This window comes from Nocardioides sp. (assembly GCF_041913365.1).
Lineage (GTDB): Bacteria > Actinomycetota > Actinomycetes > Propionibacteriales > Nocardioidaceae > Nocardioides.
The window spans coordinates 15,912-32,375 of record NZ_JAYSFM010000007.1 but is presented as its reverse complement, the minus strand read 5'-3'; the positions used below and the strand labels follow the sequence as shown (position 1 = coordinate 32,375).

The 16,464-nt window shown below is 65.0% G+C and carries 14 protein-coding genes; 6 read left to right on the top strand and 8 right to left on the bottom strand.

The window, feature by feature from the left end:
• Positions 1-88: 88 nt before the first annotated feature.
• A complete protein-coding gene (gene dcd / locus ACE3QY_RS15885) occupies positions 89-2,446 on the top strand; it encodes a dCTP deaminase (protein WP_374457015.1) in 2,358 nt (785 codons plus the stop codon).
• 9 nt (positions 2,447-2,455) lie between these two features.
• On the opposite strand, the gene ACE3QY_RS15880 is transcribed toward dcd, so the two are convergent.
• From ACE3QY_RS15880 to ACE3QY_RS15870, 3 genes are all read right to left on the bottom strand, one after another.
• On the bottom strand, positions 2,456-2,800 hold the full coding sequence (locus tag ACE3QY_RS15880) for a hypothetical protein (protein WP_374457014.1): 345 nt from the start codon (positions 2,798-2,800) through the stop codon (positions 2,456-2,458).
• Positions 2,801-4,367: 1,567 nt separating this feature from the next.
• The gene (locus ACE3QY_RS15875) at positions 4,368-4,661 is read right to left on the bottom strand and encodes a helix-turn-helix domain-containing protein (RefSeq protein WP_374457013.1); all 294 of its coding nucleotides are present in this window, start codon (positions 4,659-4,661) and stop codon (positions 4,368-4,370) included.
• A gap of 111 nt (positions 4,662-4,772) precedes the next feature.
• Positions 4,773-4,904 carry a hypothetical protein gene (locus ACE3QY_RS15870; protein WP_374457012.1) on the bottom strand — a complete coding sequence of 44 codons (132 nt, stop codon included), beginning with the start codon at positions 4,902-4,904 and terminating at the stop codon, positions 4,773-4,775.
• Positions 4,905-5,342: 438 nt separating this feature from the next.
• On the opposite strand from ACE3QY_RS15870, the gene ACE3QY_RS15865 reads away from it, so the two are divergent.
• Genes ACE3QY_RS15865 through ACE3QY_RS15850 form a run of 4 tightly spaced genes read left to right on the top strand, consistent with a single transcriptional unit; the run spans position 5,343 to position 9,903 of the window.
• Positions 5,343-5,660 (top strand): hypothetical protein, encoded by a 318-nt coding sequence (locus ACE3QY_RS15865; protein ID WP_374457011.1) that lies wholly within the window; start codon positions 5,343-5,345, stop codon positions 5,658-5,660.
• A gap of 60 nt (positions 5,661-5,720) precedes the next feature.
• Positions 5,721-6,893, top strand: coding sequence for a HigA family addiction module antitoxin (locus ACE3QY_RS15860; RefSeq protein WP_374457010.1), 1,173 nt, complete (start codon positions 5,721-5,723; stop codon positions 6,891-6,893).
• The gene (locus tag ACE3QY_RS15855; RefSeq protein WP_374457009.1) at positions 6,890-8,026 is read left to right on the top strand and encodes a hypothetical protein; all 1,137 of its coding nucleotides are present in this window, start codon (positions 6,890-6,892) and stop codon (positions 8,024-8,026) included. Before ACE3QY_RS15860 ends, ACE3QY_RS15855 begins: the two co-directional genes overlap by 4 nt.
• A complete protein-coding gene (locus tag ACE3QY_RS15850; protein WP_374457008.1) occupies positions 8,026-9,903 on the top strand; it encodes an ATP-binding protein in 1,878 nt (625 codons plus the stop codon). The genes ACE3QY_RS15855 and ACE3QY_RS15850 overlap by 1 nt, the downstream gene beginning before the upstream one ends.
• 87 nt (positions 9,904-9,990) lie before the next feature.
• Here ACE3QY_RS15850 and ACE3QY_RS15845 read toward each other — a convergent pair whose 3' ends face one another.
• The 3 genes from ACE3QY_RS15845 to ACE3QY_RS15835 all read right to left on the bottom strand — a co-directional run bounded on the left by ACE3QY_RS15845 (position 9,991) and on the right by ACE3QY_RS15835 (position 13,232).
• Positions 9,991-11,457, bottom strand: a complete 1,467-nt coding sequence (locus tag ACE3QY_RS15845) for a Druantia anti-phage system protein DruA (protein ID WP_374457007.1) — start codon at positions 11,455-11,457, stop codon at positions 9,991-9,993.
• A 195-nt stretch (positions 11,458-11,652) separates the two neighbouring features.
• Positions 11,653-12,573, bottom strand: a complete 921-nt coding sequence (locus tag ACE3QY_RS15840; protein WP_374457006.1) for a hypothetical protein — start codon at positions 12,571-12,573, stop codon at positions 11,653-11,655.
• Positions 12,570-13,232: a hypothetical protein gene (locus ACE3QY_RS15835; protein ID WP_374457005.1), complete on the bottom strand. Its 663-nt coding sequence runs from the start codon at positions 13,230-13,232 to the stop codon at positions 12,570-12,572. The genes ACE3QY_RS15840 and ACE3QY_RS15835 overlap by 4 nt, the downstream gene beginning before the upstream one ends.
• 257 nt (positions 13,233-13,489) lie before the next feature.
• Here ACE3QY_RS15835 and ACE3QY_RS15830 point away from each other — a divergent pair, with 257 nt between their 5' ends.
• Positions 13,490-14,266, top strand: coding sequence for a hypothetical protein (locus tag ACE3QY_RS15830; protein ID WP_374457004.1), 777 nt, complete (start codon positions 13,490-13,492; stop codon positions 14,264-14,266).
• A 38-nt stretch (positions 14,267-14,304) separates the two neighbouring features.
• On the opposite strand, the gene ACE3QY_RS15825 is transcribed toward ACE3QY_RS15830, so the two are convergent.
• Positions 14,305-14,796 carry a hypothetical protein gene (locus ACE3QY_RS15825; RefSeq protein WP_374457003.1) on the bottom strand — a complete coding sequence of 164 codons (492 nt, stop codon included), beginning with the start codon at positions 14,794-14,796 and terminating at the stop codon, positions 14,305-14,307.
• A 188-nt stretch (positions 14,797-14,984) separates the two neighbouring features.
• The gene (locus ACE3QY_RS15820) at positions 14,985-16,355 is read right to left on the bottom strand and encodes a hypothetical protein (RefSeq protein ID WP_374457002.1); all 1,371 of its coding nucleotides are present in this window, start codon (positions 16,353-16,355) and stop codon (positions 14,985-14,987) included.
• Positions 16,356-16,464: the final 109 nt, after the last annotated feature.

Sequence of the window (16,464 nt, the reverse complement as noted above, 5' to 3'; positions counted from 1 at the left end):
ACCGTCACCGCTATGGCGGCCGGCCGGTGATCCGCGCTGCGCGATGTGAGCAGACAAACTGGCAGGCACGCCGATTTCGGGAGGGCAAGTGGCGCAGACGGGGGACCTGGATCTGGCGAGTCTCGATGCCCGCGTGTTGGAGATCCGCCGTGCGATCCTGGACCGACTCAACACGCTCGAAGACGACCTCAAGTCCCTCGTGGGAAAGTACGAAGGAGCCGGGGGCGAAGCGAGCGAATCGGCCACCGACCCAACCCGGCCCGCCGCAGTGGCATGGAACCTGCTGCAAGAGCTTCTTGACTACCCCAAGGCCGTTCGGCACAGGATCGACACCAGCCTCGCGCGCACGCCCGATCGTCCGCGCAATCAGGCCAGGAGCCTTCGCGACATCTCCGAGCAGGTCGTCGAGGCTGCAAGCAGCGTCCAGCAATGGTTCGCCGCCATGCACTCCAGCGACATTCCCTCGGCACTCGAGGAATCCCTTAGCGTCGCCATGAGCGAGCTCAAGATCGAGAACCAGCTTGGGTTCATCGCCGCCGGCAACGCCGACCAGCTCGAGACGATGGTCGAGGATGCGCGCAGGAAAGTCTTCCAGGACACTCCGGATCCAGAAGTTGGCGACGCAGAGCGGCGCGACACCACGCCTGTAGCAGTGTTCCGCAGTCCTCACCACGAGGCGACCGCGCCCAGACACTGGCCCATCATCTTGGGTCACGAGGTCGCCCACCTCAAGCTCGACACCCTCGCCGCGTCCTGGGCGACCGAAGCCAACGACGTCCTTGGGACGGAGAATGGTCGCGAAGCGCCTCCGGACCCGGTCTACCTACTGAAGCGCCTCGACCTCATCAAGGACTTCGACTTCGATGAACTCCAGCGAATCCTGATTGAAGAGCGGGAGGCTCGAGTCCAGCGCCGGCCGCCAACGCCCCATTTGGGCCACGACGAAGGTCCCGGAAGACACTCCGGCGAAGCGCCAGACGAAGACCCCAGTCTGCCGATCCAAGAGTGTCTTCGAACGGCCAATGACTGGGTCGAGGAAGTTGTGTGCGACCTGTTCATGGTTCGCCGTTTCGGACCGGCCGCGGTCGCGGCGATGGCCAGCTACCTCACCGCCGTGGGCGCCTATGTTGCATGGCGGGGAACTCACCCACCGGGCTTCTTCCGCATCAAGCTGATGGTCGACTACCTCGGTGGCGTCCCGCCTGAGATGGAGGACGTCATTGCCCCGTGGCGCAAGGTTCTCGCCCCCACTCCCCAGCCGACATCTTCGGCATGGGCCGCCCAGCTCATGCGGTTCGTGGTGACCAACATGAACCAGATCCGTGGGTTCGTCGACTCCTGGCCCGGTGAGCGATACGACGTCACCGACGAAACCCGTCGCGCTGCTGTCACTCTTGCTTTGCGGCAACTCAGGTTCGGCATCCCCCCGTTCAGCGCTGCCAAGGACTCCTTCTCAGACACCCCCAATAATCAGCCCGCTCCCGATGGGGGTGGCGGCAACGACGGCAACAACAACAACGAGCGCACGGCAGATGTCGCCGCTGTCGATGCCCGGTCGGACGCCCCGGCGGTGGGCAGCCCGGACCGGTCGGACTCGATGCGAGGCGCCGACCTCGTCGAGCATGTCAAGTACGAGCAGGTGCAGCTTGAATCCGCCGACGTCATCAACGCTGCCTGGCTCGCAGCAATCGAGCGATCGCGGCCAGAGAGCTTGGTGCACGAGAAGGTGCCGATTGACCGCCTAGCGCTCAAGTCCATCGAGACCCTGCGGATGCTCGAAACCCACCCTGGCATCGCGGCCGAGACGCATCACTCGCTTGCAGAGCCGAGGCCTTCGGACCCAACATCTGGAGCGATTCTGGGTCTAGAGGAGATCCGCCGGCGGATGTCTGCCCCCGACCACTGGCGACGGATCATCGTCACGCCACGCATCGAGGACGGTGGGACGGCCGCCAGCATGGATCTGCGGCTCGGCAATCGGTTCATCGTGTTCCAGCGCACCGGCATCTCGAGTTTCAACGCCGCACAGGGCAGCAGCCCACGAGCGGTCCAGCGTCTGGTCGAGAGGCCGCTGACAGCACCTTTCGTCCTGCACCCAGGTGAGGTGGTGCTGGCAGCCGCGCTGGAGTACATCGCGCTGCCGCGGGATGTGGGCGCACAGGTGATCACCCGCTCGGCATATGGCCGGCTAGGGCTCATCACCGCGACCGCGGTACAGGTTCACCCGCTCTACCGGGGCTGCCTAACCCTGGAGCTCGTCAATCTCGGCACCGTGCCGTTGACTCTCTACCCGGGCGAGCGAGTGGCGCAGCTCGTCTTCTTCAACGTGCAGGCTCACGACCCAGACCGAGGCCTCACGCCTGACGAACTCTTCGGCGGCTCATTCGTCTGTCCCACGGCTCCGGAGTTTCCTGATGTGCAGGTCGACCCTTGGATCAAGACCTGAGCGGCTCGGCTAACACTTCTCAGCCGACTCCACAGACCCGACTTCGGTGAGTTCGGCCGTGTGGGTTGTCCCATCGGCCCCGGTCACGACCACGGTCTTGCCGTCGTCGCGGAACGACATACTGCCGCAGTACTCGTCGGAGCTTCCAACCGTGACACGGTAGAGAGGTGAGGTTGGTCCGCTATTCGCGTAGCCGATTCCAGCTGCGATCACCAGCGCGCCGAAACCGACCACAGTCATGAGTCGGGCCGACGCCAACTTTTCGGAGGCCGAACGCGCTTCGTTCTCGCTCCAGATCCGCAGGTCTTCGCCATTGTTCTTGATTGTCTTCGGAACCCCGAAGGCTGCGGTCATGGCCTGCCACGACCCGAACCCAAGCGCGCCCACGGCGCACGCGATGAAGACAAGGACGAAGAAGCGCGCGAAACCACCTTGGACGGCCCCGCTGACGAAGGGTGCAGCGAGAGCCAGCGCAGTGGTGAGTACACCGGTGAGTCCGGTAAGCCCAGTGCGCCACTTGTCCGCTGTCGCCCGGAGATCAGTCAGGCTGGTTTCACTGAGAACCAGGGCGCGGCGGGCCCAGTACCGGTCTTCTGAGGTCAGCCGCCTTCGTGGCTCTGGGGCTGGAGGAGCAGGAGCGGGGGCGCCCTGCGCCGCAGGTGCCGGACCAGGTGCCGGGACTGGCGCAGGTGTCGAGGACTCCGGGGGCGGAGGAGTCGCGGTCATCGGCCGTCGTCCTCCGATCCTTCCCACATTGCGCCGCATCCGGCCGGAACGGTTCCTATCTCGCGGTTCTTGTGGGACTTGTTGCAGTCACACATCACGGCCTGTTGGGATGCGTCTGCCGTGATCGCAGCAGCGGACTGGGACACGATGATCGGGCCGAACCGCCTTGACGTGCGGTGCTTACACCGCGAACAGGTTCCCTCGACCCACACGGACCCCTGGCTCTCCCACCGGACACAATCGGTCCACGGATCGACGCTGACTTCGTCGTAATCGACGTCCACGGGCGGTGCCGGGTTGGGTGCCGGGTTGGGTGCCGGGTTGGGTGCCGGGTTGGGTGCCGGGTTGGGTGTCGGCACAGGGCCCGGCGGTGGTTGCCCAGCCACGTTTTCGTTGCCGACCAGATCCGAACCTTCGTCGACGCTCATACATCCCCCTTCGCACTTGTCTGAACGCTACCCACCTTGCGGGGTGATGGCTACGCACAACGGCCGCTGTCGGCGGCTGAGGCTAGGCTCGCGACGACGGGGCGGCAGCGGCGAGATAGAGGTGTCCCGATGACTGGCGGGTCCAAGCGCGTCATCTTCATGCAGGAGGGGCGGTGGCGCTGGGAGTTGATCGTGGACGGCGTCACGGTGGCCCAAAGTCCTAGCGTCGGGTACGCCTCACAGTCCGAGTGTCGCGCCATCGCCGATCTGGTCGTCAGCGGTCACTTCCGCGACGCGGACCGACGCATCCGCGACCCGCGGAGGTGAGCGTGAGGGGTCTGGGCCGTAAACCAGTGCGTGAGGGCAACGCACAATCGAGGAATCCTCGAAGCCAATCACAGGGAGGGCCTGGCCGCGCCACCGCCGGCGCCCGTGTCGGGATCGCAGACTCGACAAGCCCAAGGGAACTCGCCCAAGACGAGGTGATCCGCCTGCCTGCCGCACGAATAGCAGAGGCGACGCTCGTGCAGATAGTCAACGCAGCTGTCGATGAAGGGCGCTCCCGGGTCGCCCCATTCGGCGAAGTGGTCACGCCACGCAGCGACTTGGAGTCCACTTGGTTCGTCGAGCGTCAGCTGCACGTGTAGCGCGTCAAGCGATGTAGGCGGTGTGGGCACCGCACCTCTAGTGTTAGGATGTATACGTCCTAACATGATGGGGCCGCAGTGGCTGCCCGCGCCGATCGACGCGCCGAACGGTGGGACTGGCTAGTTCGACCGTCTTGACGAGCGTCGAGAGGTTGCGGGCTCGGGCGGGGGAGGCGATAGCCCCTTGAGGAGCGCGCCCGGATCCATCTCCAGCGAAGCGGCAACCCGCAGGATGCTGTGCAAGGTCAAGTTGTTCTGGCCGCGCTCGACTTGCCCGAGATACGACCAGTGCAACTCAGAGCGCTCAGCCAACGACTCCAAGCTCAGTTCGAGGTCCAGGCGGCGTTCGCGGACGCGACGCCCGAACTCGCCCGCTGCTTCGGAGATGGGTTGCTTGTTTGAAGTGGCGGGCATGCGCACACTTCATCCATCTCAGACGCCTTCATCCAGCGCCTATTCGTCTAGGACGCATACGTCTTAACATCCTCGGAGCGCCTGTGGCGTCCCTGAGCCGTATCGACGAAGTCAGAGGTTCTTGCGAATCCATCCCACGCCGACGTCTTGGCCAGCGGTCACGAGGCGCGCGCGGTCCACCTGCGCGAACATGGCGGCGTTGCGCTCGTCGCTGAAGCGTCGTTCAAGACGGTCGACGCGCATGGACTTACCGCTCTCGGTGCTGACCCGCCAATGAGTGTCTGGGTGGACTGTCGCCTGGTCGCCCGACCCCGCCCGTCTCGTCAGCCTGCTCGTCGACCACCTGACGGGTTGACCTCGCTCTGCGACCCATGAGACGCAAGCACCGACCGGGTCGGGATCAGGCGCAGCTCACCGGTTGTCGCCGGAACCGCCGAGCAGCCCTTGCCGCTGCCGATCAGCCAGCTTGGCGATGTTGCGCTCGGCCACCTCGTTCAGCGACAGACCAAGGAATGCATCGCTCAACGCTATCTAGAGGCCGCCCTCAGGAGTGGGGCGAGGTGCAGACGTCGATGGCCTCACCACTGCCGTCGGCCGGACCGTTCAGCGCGCACCACCTGACCCACACTCGCGTTAACCGATTTGGTTATGCACCGAATCGGTTTATGCTAACCTGCACCGGTGGACGTCTTCTTCGATGACCGGAAGTTCGGGGAGACGTGCGCCAACGACCGACAACTCAAGCGCAGATACGGCGAGAAGCAGGCCAAGCGGATCGCGCTGCGCCTGCAGCAACTTCGCGTAGCCGACAACGTGGCGGATCTCCGGCAAGTCACCGGGAGGGTGCACGCGCTGACCGGTGACCTAGCCGGGCTGATCGCCCTCGACCTCGACGGGCCGTACCGCCTGCTCGTGGAGCCCCTGGTGGACGGCGACGGGCCGGTTGAGTGGGACAAGGTCACCGAAGTGGTGGTCCTCGAGGTACGGAACTACCACTGACCGCCACCACCGCCCGCGGTGCCAAGAAGAAGAAGAAGAGGCCGAGAGGAGGCCATCCGGATGACGAAGCAGAACAGGACGCTGTACGCAGCGCCTGAACCCGACTACGCCGTAGCGCCGGGCGAGACGTTGCGTGATCGGCTCGACGAGCTCGGGATGAGCCAAGCCGAACTAGCGCGCCGCACAGGGCTGACTCCCAAGCACGTGAACCAAGTGCTGCACGGACAAGCGTCACTGAGTTCCGACGTCGCCCAGCGCCTCGAGTACGCCACTGCCACCCCGGCGCGCTGGTGGCTCCGGCTCGAGGCCGACTACCGAGCTGCTCAGCAGAAGCTGGCCGAACGGAACCTCGTGGAGTCCGACATCGCTTGGGTCAAGTCCATGCCCGTGCGGCATCTGGTCAAAGTTGGAGCAATCCCGGCCGAACCCAAAACCCCGACCGACCGGCTGGACCAGCTGCTCCGATTCTTCGGAGTGGCCAACGTCGATGCGTTTCGACGTATCTGGGCCGAGCCTTCAGCAGCGTTCCTCCAGTCCCGCGCATACGAGATCGACACCGCCGCAGTCACTGCGTGGCTGCGCCTGGGCGAAGTAGAAGTGCAAAAGGATGCACCCGTAGCGCTTTTCGATCCCGACGCCTTGCGAAGCAAGCTTCCCGAGCTACGCGCCGCAACTGCGCTTCCTACCCGACGCGGGATTCAGCACTTCCTCACCCATTGCCGAGAGGCCGGCCTGGCCGTCGCCTTGGTTCCGGAGATCTCGGGAGCCCGCGCGTACGGCGCCACCCGGTGGGTCGCGGGCCGGCAGCGTCCCTTGATGCAGCTGAGCATGCGAGGCAAGACCGACGCGGCGCTCTGGGACGCCTGCTTCCACGAACTGGGCCACGTGCTCCTGCACGATCGACGCTCGGTGTTCATCGAAACCGACGCCGGTGACCCGTCCGGGACCTCGGTTGAGCAGCAGGAAGCTGAAGCGAGGCAGTTCGCCGAAGATCTCCTCATCCCGCCCCATCACGCAAGGGAGCTCTCCGAACTCAAGAGCCCAGAGGACGCACTGGACTTCGCGGAGAGCATCGGCGTCGGCGTCGCCGTCGTGGTCGGACGTCTCGAGCGCGACGGCCTGTGGAGCTACACCACCGGCGCCCATCTCAAGACCCGTCTGGACGTAGAGCACCTGGTCGCCGAAGACACTCGACCGACCCGCACGTGGACACTGCCCGGGGCCAGCTCATGAGCATCAGCGCCGGCTCTCCGGAGATGAACTACGCCAGGCTGCCCGAGGACCTGCTGGCGGAACTGCTCGCAAGCACCCCGAGCATCACTCAACAGGTCACCAGCCTCCTCGTCCCAGCCTTGGAACGGCGCGGCGAGCTCCGCGAAACCGCAGAGCGTGCTGGATGGATAGCCAAGACGCGACCCAGCGCCACGGGGACGGTCTGCGCTGTCGACGGAGGGTTCGCCGTCGAGCGGACAGTGGCCGTGGACATAGCCATGGCAGTAGCGGTGGGCGTCGAAGGGTTTGCCGACGGCACCCCCGCGTGGGACACCAACCAGTACCGCTCCTTCCACCGCGTGCTCGTCCACGACATCGACAACGAGCGGCTTGCTCGTTCGGCGATGATCGCCCACGAACTGTCCGTGATCGCCGACGCCACGCATGACGTGCGCATCTACGACGGCAGCCACGTCACCCCGATCATCCAACTCAACAGCGGCTTCTCGTCGCAGAGCACCGACGTGAGCGGAGGTGCCGTCGAAGTCGCCGAAGAGAGCGACCTGCTCGACACGTTCGAATGGTTCGTAAACGACCCCAAGATCATCGCCATGCCGAAGTACGACTCGAGCAGAGACATCGCCAAGGCTCTCTCCGACGTCGTGGGCACGACCATCCCCGGCGACGACAAATACATCACCTCGCTCATCCTCGAAGGCGGCGAGTACATACGGCCGCGACGAGTCAGCGGCGACCCATGGCGCCAACTGCACCTGATCGCTCGTGCCGGATCGCCCGCCGAGCGGTGGGGCGCGGTCCGACGCCTCGATGAGCTGCTCGACCCTCTTCGTCACCAGGAGCTCTGCTACACCTACTGGCGACCCACCAACGACAGCCCCACCTACCGCATCGAGCTCAAGCCGGCCCTCGCCGACGACGAGACCGCGCTTCAGCTGGTCTTCGCCACGCTCGCACGTCAGATCACCGGCCCCTTCGTGCGCGAGCCCTACCCGCAGTACCTCGCCGACGTCATGGCCAAGAGCGTCGGTCTCGGCCTGTCGGCCCTGCAGACCGCATCGCTGCTGCAGCTGAATCGTCAGCATCCTGAACTGAGCGAGTTCTTGGTGCACTCGTACCGCACGGAGGGAATCTGATGAACCACGACGACACGGTCTACCGCGACGACCTCGACCCCGACCTCGAGCCCGACTTCGACCCGGACGTCGAGGACCTTCTCGGCGTGCCTGTTGCCTCGGATCGCAGCATCGCTCCGCCCACCTCCCAGGGCGAGGTCGTCGGGATCGTCGGCTCTCCATCCTCGACCGGTGAGATCACGATGGATGTGGTCGAGTCAGCGTCCGGTGCCTCGCTTCTCGGTGATCTGATCTACACCTGCCACCCCCTCGACGGCGGACGACACATGCTTGCACTGGGGTCGGTTGGGGAGATCTCCACTCACAACCGGTGGCACGAGGACCCGAACATGCGTGGCGTGTTGCGGGTCCACGGCGCCCTCCCGCACCTGTCCGGAGACGGGGACGTACGAACCGCGACGGTGCAGGTGCAGGCCGTCTATGAGACCGACGCGGCGTGTCCCCCGTTCGCCGAGAACCCCCGGGAGTCTGGAGGCGCCCTGGGGATGAGCCCCACCACCGGACAGCCGGTGCGGCGCGTCGATGAGGGACTCGTCCAGGCGCTGGTTCAGCGCCACCAGGACGACGTGGTGTACCTCGGCCGCGTGTACCGCAGCGACGTGCGCCTGCCGATGTTCGTGCGTGACTACACCGGGCCAGCTACGGACGGTGCCTACCACGTCGGCATCTTTGGACGCTCCGGCAGCGGCAAGACCGCCTTCGCCACCTACTGGCTCGCGATGCAGCTTCGGCACCCCGAGCTCTCGGTCCTGGTGTTCGATCCCCAGGGGCAGTTCGCTCGCCAGCCCGACGGCTTTGTCCTTGACTTGCAGGGGTACGCACGCCAGTTCGGCCGGGACGTGCACACCCTGTCGATCGCCGAGGACATCCAGATGCCGAAGGACGCCCCCTTGGCGCTTGAGCTTCTAGAGGGCACCTCGTTCTTCCGGCACCTGACGATTAAAATGGCCCTCAACCGTGAGGCCGCCGTGTCCGAGCTCGAGCGCAAGCTGCAAGCCGTCGAGGACTGGGAGGACTCGCCAGCGGATGAGGTATTGCGCGCCATCCTCCAGGCGTTGGCTGATGACGACCAGGCCCTCCAGCGCATCTTCTCGGGCAAGCCGCAGCGGGAACGGCTCACCACGTCCCTGCTTTTGGCGCTCAGCGACGAGAGGGAGTTCGGCCATCTCCTGGCGGACTTCGGTCCGATCCATTCCCTGTTCACGCGTGAAGCGACGCGGGGACAGCGGCTCAGTCTTCGGTGGCTGCTTCATCGCGTGCTCGACCAAGACGTCAGTCCCAAGCCGTACGTCATTGTGGACTTGAGTAGCCGATCGGGCACGCCGTGGCTGGACAGCGCCGAGACGAAGGCGCGCCTCATGCGCAAGATCGCCCATGAGCTCCGCCAGATGGCCGAGCGGACATGGCGCGAAAGTGGAGGCAACCTCATCAACTGCTCAGTGGTCTTTGACGAGGCGCACCGTTTCGCCCCGGCGAAGGCCGAAGGCGAGGAGGTCGAACGCCTTAGCGCGCGTCTCGTGGACTACGTCCGCGAGACCAGAAAGACCGGCCTCGGCTGGACCTTCATCACCCAGGAGATCGGCTCGCTCAACCCCGGCATCTTCACCCAGCTCCGCGTACGTGCCTACGGATACGGCATGACCAGCGGTTCGGATCTGAACAAGCTTCGCGACGAGGTGGGACGCGACGCATCCCTGTCGCTGTACCAATCGTTCCCCGACCCGAACTCGCTGAGCGAGAAGGTCTACCCGTTCATGATCACCGGCCCCGTCAGCCCGCTGAGCTTCACTGCAGCGCCGATCTTCTTGCAGGTTTTCACCGACGAGGCGGAGTTCCGCGACGCCAACCACGCCGTCTTCGAACCAGGGGGGAGCTAGCGGGCTGGCCGCGGCCTCGACCCATCGCGCCCAGAGAGCAGCGGGCCGCCACCGGGCCACTATTGCGGCCCAAACACCGGTGGCGGGTCAGGTGTAGAGGCGCCAGGTGTTCGGATCGAAGGAAAGCCAGCTCGTATCACGCTGGCTGCGTGGCAACGCCCACCTCTCGCGCCAGAAGGCCGCTACGTCGTCGGCGGCATCGTCGAAGAAGTCGAGGTCGTGCTCGTCGCCGCGCAGGTACGAATACGAGTTGCGGGCGAGTGGATTGAGGAACACTTCGCGCTGCACCCCGTGGAAGCGCATCGCTCGGGACGGCAACCCCAACGCCTGCAACGCCTTCTGGATCACTTCGCGGCGATTGCGGAAACCTGGAGCGCCCCACCGTTCGTGCCGGTGGCTTGCTCCGGCGGAGCGTTGCATCGCGAACGCGGCGAGTTCTTCATAAATGTCGCCCGAGAAGTGGAAGTCTCCGCTGCCGCGAGTAAACCCGACCGGGTGCATGACAAGACTTCCGTCGCGTCGGCGGACACGGTTGTAGACCGACGAACGTCCGAGGGCGGAGGACGTGGTGATGAGCGCGAGCTGGGCCTGTGGATCGCGGCCCGCGATGAGAGTTTCGCGGTGGCCGTAGCGTTCCGCGAACGTCTCGCGAACCTCACGCGACCCGGCGATCATGGCCATCAGCTTGCCGCCCAGCAAGTTCGAGTAAGGCGGCACTGCACCGAGGACGAACGCGTCCATCACCGAAGTGAGCCGCTCTCCTCTTTGATCTGCATTCCAACCGATCCGCTGGTCACGGCTGTTCAGGGCATAGACCGGGTCGGCGAGACCGATGAGTCCCATCACGGCATCGTTGTGCGCAGTGTCGACCACAAGGAAGCGCAGTCGCCGGCCGTATCCCCCAGAGACTGGCACCGACCAGTGCAAGCTGCACCACCGCCACAGAGGGGCGTCGGGGCTGCGGTAGGTGTCGACGGGAACCAGGCGCGGACGGATTCGCGACGGCGCAACGTCGATGCCGGCAGCCAGACGCTCGATAAACGCCGGCTCCTTCTTCGCCAGTGCCGCCCTGCCGCGGTTGCGCAGTGCCTTCACTGCCTCGAGGTGTAGCCCCCTCAGGTCGTCCTTGCCATTTGCGACCGGCGCGATCAGGCCGGTAGAGAGGAGTCGAAAGCCCTGCTGTTCCAGATGCTCCGCAACCCTCGCGCGAAGCCGGACCGCTTCCGGATCATCGTGCTTGCCAGCCTCGTCGTCAGTCGGGCGAGAGTCTGCGTCGGATGCCTGTCCGAGCGGTGCGCCGCGTTCGGAGTGCGGGTTACGCGGTGCTGATGTTGGCTTTGGAACAAGCGGCGAAGTCTCCATGAGCTGCACCATGCGCAAACGCTGAGCCGCCGTAGGCAACGCATGTCCCGACTCGAACTCGGCCATCTGAGAGACGCTGACCCCGACCAACTCCGCGAGACCCGAGTCAGTCATTGCAAACTCGCGGCGCAGGCGTCGCACAATGACCGGCACTGCGTCAGGCTCCGCACCTGCGAATGCTGCATCGGTCATGCTCGAAGTATGTCGGAGGTATCGCGGTGAACTACGACCGAATCGCGGGCCCCGGCAAGCTCAGCGGACTTGACGCGGGCATCTCGGTACCGCCTCGTTAGCCAGCACGCGTCACGTGCCGCTTGGCGGCTGAGAGTCAGACGACGCCCTGCCGCAACCGCGCGAGTTGTGTTGCTGTAGCGAACGAGACTCCTCTCAATCGTTGCCGTACTCGCCTTCGTAGTAGTCCATGTCCTCGTCACTTCCTTGGGCGTTGAAGACGACCGGTAGGTCGGCGGTCTCGATGAGTTCCGCTCCATCGAGGACGAGTCCGCAGTTGCTGCACCCGAAGTAGTCGGACGCGACGGTGAGCTCAATGGTGGCTTCGAAGTCGTCCGGACCGACCTGATCCCACGACACTTCCGTGTTCAGCACTTCCTCTCCCTCGAGCATGCCCACGTATCCGCACGCGGTGCAGCTCGCGTCTGCGCTGTGCTTTAGTCCCGCGTCAACGGGACGGCCCGGGCGCCACTGTCCGGCAACTCGCGCGGGAAGGGTGCCCGCGGTGTGTTGGGCGAGGCGTTGTTTGGCACGCTCCATCAGCATCTGCACCCGGTTGGTGAGGTTCTGGGCGTTCGACGCCAGGTACGCGTTGACGATGTCGTCGCGGTCTCGCCCGACGAGGTCGGCCATCTCGAGGTCGAGGGCGTGGACGAGGATGGCCGCCTGCGCCCAGTACCGGGGCCACCAGGCCGCCTCGGGGATGTTGGTGAATCCGGCGGTACTTCCGTGCAGGTAGTCGTTGCGGGCGTTGGTGATATGGCCTGCTTCGGTCTCGTTGAATGGCCGGAAGGCCTTCTGACACCGCGAGTACAGGGTCTTCGCGCGCACCGAGGTGAAGCGGGCGTCGCCTTCGACGAGGCCGCTTGCGATGAGGAGGTTCCTGCCGTCTTCGGTCGGCTCGGCGATGAGCAGCGGCGAGACGCGCGCAAGTGCAGCTTTGGCGAGGAGCTCTAAGGCGAGGGAGGCCCAGAGCGCCTGCTCCTCGAACGGGCGGGCGTCATCGGGGTCCATGGCGCGGTTCACGAAAAGCTTTGCCTTGGTGAACAGTGCGTCATGGTCGTAGGGAGTGCTCACGTTGGCTCGTTGGCATACCGGATCGCGAGGCGCTTCATGAGCCGGTCGGGTTCACTGGAGGCGTCATCTCTGGCGTGCAGGAACTGGTGGTTGTCGATGGCGAGGACCTGCCCGGCTGTGGCCCATTCGAACGGCGTGGCTTGCTCTTGGGCGGCCTGCGTAAGGACCAGGCTTGCTCGGGCGGCTCGAGGATCGGCGGGTGTCATGCAGACGGGGTCGAAGCGAAGGCGCTTTCCGTCGAGTGCTGGGGCTAGGAAGGCGGTACTACCGCTCCTGACGGTGAACAAGCCTTCTCTCATGTCGCACAGCTGCGGCCAGGAGAACTGGGCCAACTGCATACCCCAGAGCAGTGTTGGCACGGCGCTTGGCGCATCGACGGAGAGCAGAAGGACATCTGGCGGCATGCGGTGGTGGGCGCAGTCGCTGTGGAAGGGTTGGCGACCGGTGCCGTATCGAGCGCTGATCGAGCGTTGGTGGGAGTCTTCCTCTTTCGTCGGCTTCAGCACCTCGATCGGTCGTTGCCCGGGCCGTGACAAGGCGGTGCTCCAGCCTTCTTTGCGGACCCAGTAGGCGAGACGGTCGATTCCGCCGTCGGTGGTCGCGAAGCCGTTGCGACGCACCTCGTCGACAATTTTACCTAAGGACTTCAATGACTGCATGTTCGCCCATGACCGCCTAACTGCGCGCCATCACAGCGGGGCTACGCCTGGTGTTGAGCAGAAGCGCGCGGGGCAGCCTCGCTTCCCATCTACGTGTCGTGGCACACCGCACCCTCTCCTGACCTGAGGGATCTGATGACTCGGCTTCGCCCGGGCTAGCAGCCGAACCTCATCGACGCCCGTTGATACTTCTTTGTACTTTTTCATACTTTTGGTACTTCGCCCGATCGGTCACAGAACTGGCTAGCATCCACGACATGCTGCCGGGGGCTGTGCTGGACGACGTCGTCGATGTGATCCGCGAAGCGTCGGAGGGCCTTCGCCGGCGCATCGTCGAAGGACGCGTAACCCAAGAACCCGACATGACGTCGCGGGTCGTGCAAGAGATCGAAGTGCGCAGTGCGAGCGTGCCGGGCGTGACCATCGAGTTCACCGTCATCGACGGACTGGGTCCCGGAGCCGCGGAGAACACCATCGGCGCTGACGTCTTGGGCGTCGTCAGGATCGAAGTCGAGGGCCGCCGGCAGTCGAAAGGCTTCTTGGCCCAGTCCAAGCGTGATGGCCAGGACGGTCTGCACCTCGATCCCGCTCCTCCCGAAGACGAGGGCGGTGCCTACTCGCACTGGTTGTGGCGGGGCGACGAGGTTCGCCTCGAACGCAGCGGCACCATCCACATCACGAAGCCCTCGGCGCGGCTGGCCGAGCAGTGCGAGAACATGCTGCGACTCACCCCGGCGTCGTTCGTCTTTGTCTACTCCCCGGATCAGATCGCCGTGGTGAGCGCCACGGCCGTCAAGGCGCACCGGTCCGCACCTCCTCGAACGAAGAAGTTCAAGCCGTTAGGCACCAAACAGCTGGACGATTTCTTCGTGCACGTCCTCGACTGCTTCATCGGTGACGAGAGCCTGTCGGCCGCCTCAACGGAGGAGCTGCGCCAGCTCGCCCTCACACAGCGTGCGTCGACGGCTTGGCTGCTGAGAGTGCGCGACGAGCAAACCGATGATGAGGACGGCGCAGGCGGAGCCGCCCGCTAATCCCAGCGTCACGATGATTCCCCCGGGCCGACCCCGGGTCAGTCGTAGGCCGTCGAGACGGCGATCGAGACGATCGGGTCTACGGAGCCTCCACCGGCGAGCCACTCGACAGCTGTCATGTCGTCCAACTCCTCGTGAGGCGCCTCAGCGAGGAGTCCTTCAACGCTGTACGGGTGCATGCCCGGGGAGAGCTCTCGCAACACGAGCTGCAGCTTGGGCAGCCGTTGCCCGTCGGGAAACTGCCACTCCGGGAACCGGACGTTGTGACCAGGACCCACCGCATACAAGACCTGCTGTTCCGCCCACTCGAGCACCTGGTCGGTCGTGCAGCTCAGCAGCTGCGCTACCTGATGCGCAGTGAGTTCTGGAGAGGCTTTGCGTCGCGTTTCTTCTGCGCGCCTGCGTAGGGAGGCGCGAGCGGCCTCCTTGCGCGCCGGGTCGAAGGAGTCGGGTGGTGCTCCAGAGTCCAGAAGGAACTGCCGCTCTGCAGGCGTCAGCGGTTCATCGGCACCTAGCGGGTCGTGTCCCACGCAGACACGCTACGCCTGGCAGTGCGGTTCGAATACAGCACGCCTGTCGCACCACCGGCCGGTGACGCGGTCGAGGCCGGTCCGTCGTCGGACCGGCTAAGCGCGACCTCGCTCCCTGAGGCCCGCCACGTCTCCCCGATTGAAGGCGGCAGACGGGCGGTCGTTTCGACGTACCGCCAAGCACGGGCTCATCGACCCGGAAGGAGGTGAAGCGGAATGGCCGAGGGAACCAGACGCAACCAGTTGCCGTGATGGCCTTCGCTTGCCCCCCAGGTACTGACCTCCACGACCGCTGCCTCCAAGCCACCGTCGAACTCGACGATGATGCGGCGCGGCGGAGACGATCCGAGAAGATCTACGAGCGAGCTGACGTGCTCGCCCGGGGTCCTTAGCCGGTTGATGTGCGAGTGCGGCGTAAGCGTCTCGATACGTACACGGGCCACGGTGTTGTCCGAGGGGTCGCGCCGCACATCGCTGACAGCTGCTCCGTGGTTTAGGTTGACACCCACCATGAGCAGCGCTCGTTGCTCCAGTTGCATCCGAACATCGTCTTGGTGATCATCCAGTGGCGTGAACGCCGCCTCCAGGGCGTCAACGTACGAACCGATCGCGTCGGCTCCGCCGACGACCTCGATACTGGATCGGTCGCACCCGATGGACACCAAGTGATCGACGACGCTGCCGGGAGCCGGGTTCACCACTCGTATGGACTTCGCCCCTCTCGCGAGCGTGTCGGCGAGCATCCCCGTCGTGACTAGATCTGTGGCCGGCATGCTGTACCCCACGACGTCGATGGTGTCGGCTGCGTGCAGCGCCTGAGCTGCGTCTCGCCATAGCTGCCGAGTCAGTGGGTTGGCGTAGAAGGCTGATTTCGCGGCCGCCGGCGGGACGATGAAGGGCACGCGACCGGGCAGTCGCAGACGCCGTGTCTCGGTGCTGTCATGTTCCTCAGTCCAGCGCTGCGAGTTGCCCAAGCGGTTGATCGTCGCTCCGGTCGTGTCTCCTGAGACCCAGAACGTGTCCACCGATCCGTGAAGCTTCAGCAGCTGGAACGTCGTCGCAGATCCTTCGCGGAAGGTCTGAACCTCGGGAACTGGTGGGCGATCCTGGATGGTGTGGTGACCCCTGACGACGTTGTTCAGAGTCCAGTCCACTCGCCACTGCGATCCGACGAGGTGCTCGACCAGCGTGTCGTAGTTGAATGTCGCGACCGTGGAACGCCTGGCATGCAGAGCACCGATGAAGCGCTGGAAAGCCCACGGTGGCGCGTCCCGCACCGTCACATTCTGGGCCTCGAGCAAAACCTCACGCACGAGCTCCGATATCTGCAAGAACAACGCGTGATTGCGCGCGTTGGCCACTTCGTCCAGATCGGGCTGCGGTTCGGCAAGTCGAGAAAGCCACGTCTCGAACCGGCCCCCCGAGAACGACGCGGGCACATCGACTCCCGCCAGCCGAAGACGCCGCGCGATCTCAGTACCTAACGCGTCCGTCAGCGGCATGCGACCTTCCGACAGCGCGTAGGAGAAACCTGCCCCGAGAATCACCACGTGGTTCATGACCGAGATCGTCGCACCTCCCCGAGCGCGAGGGTCTCGCCGGAAGCAGTTGCGTTTTCAGTACCGTTCACCTCGACGAGCAAACTCCCGGCGCGAGGATCGGCGACAA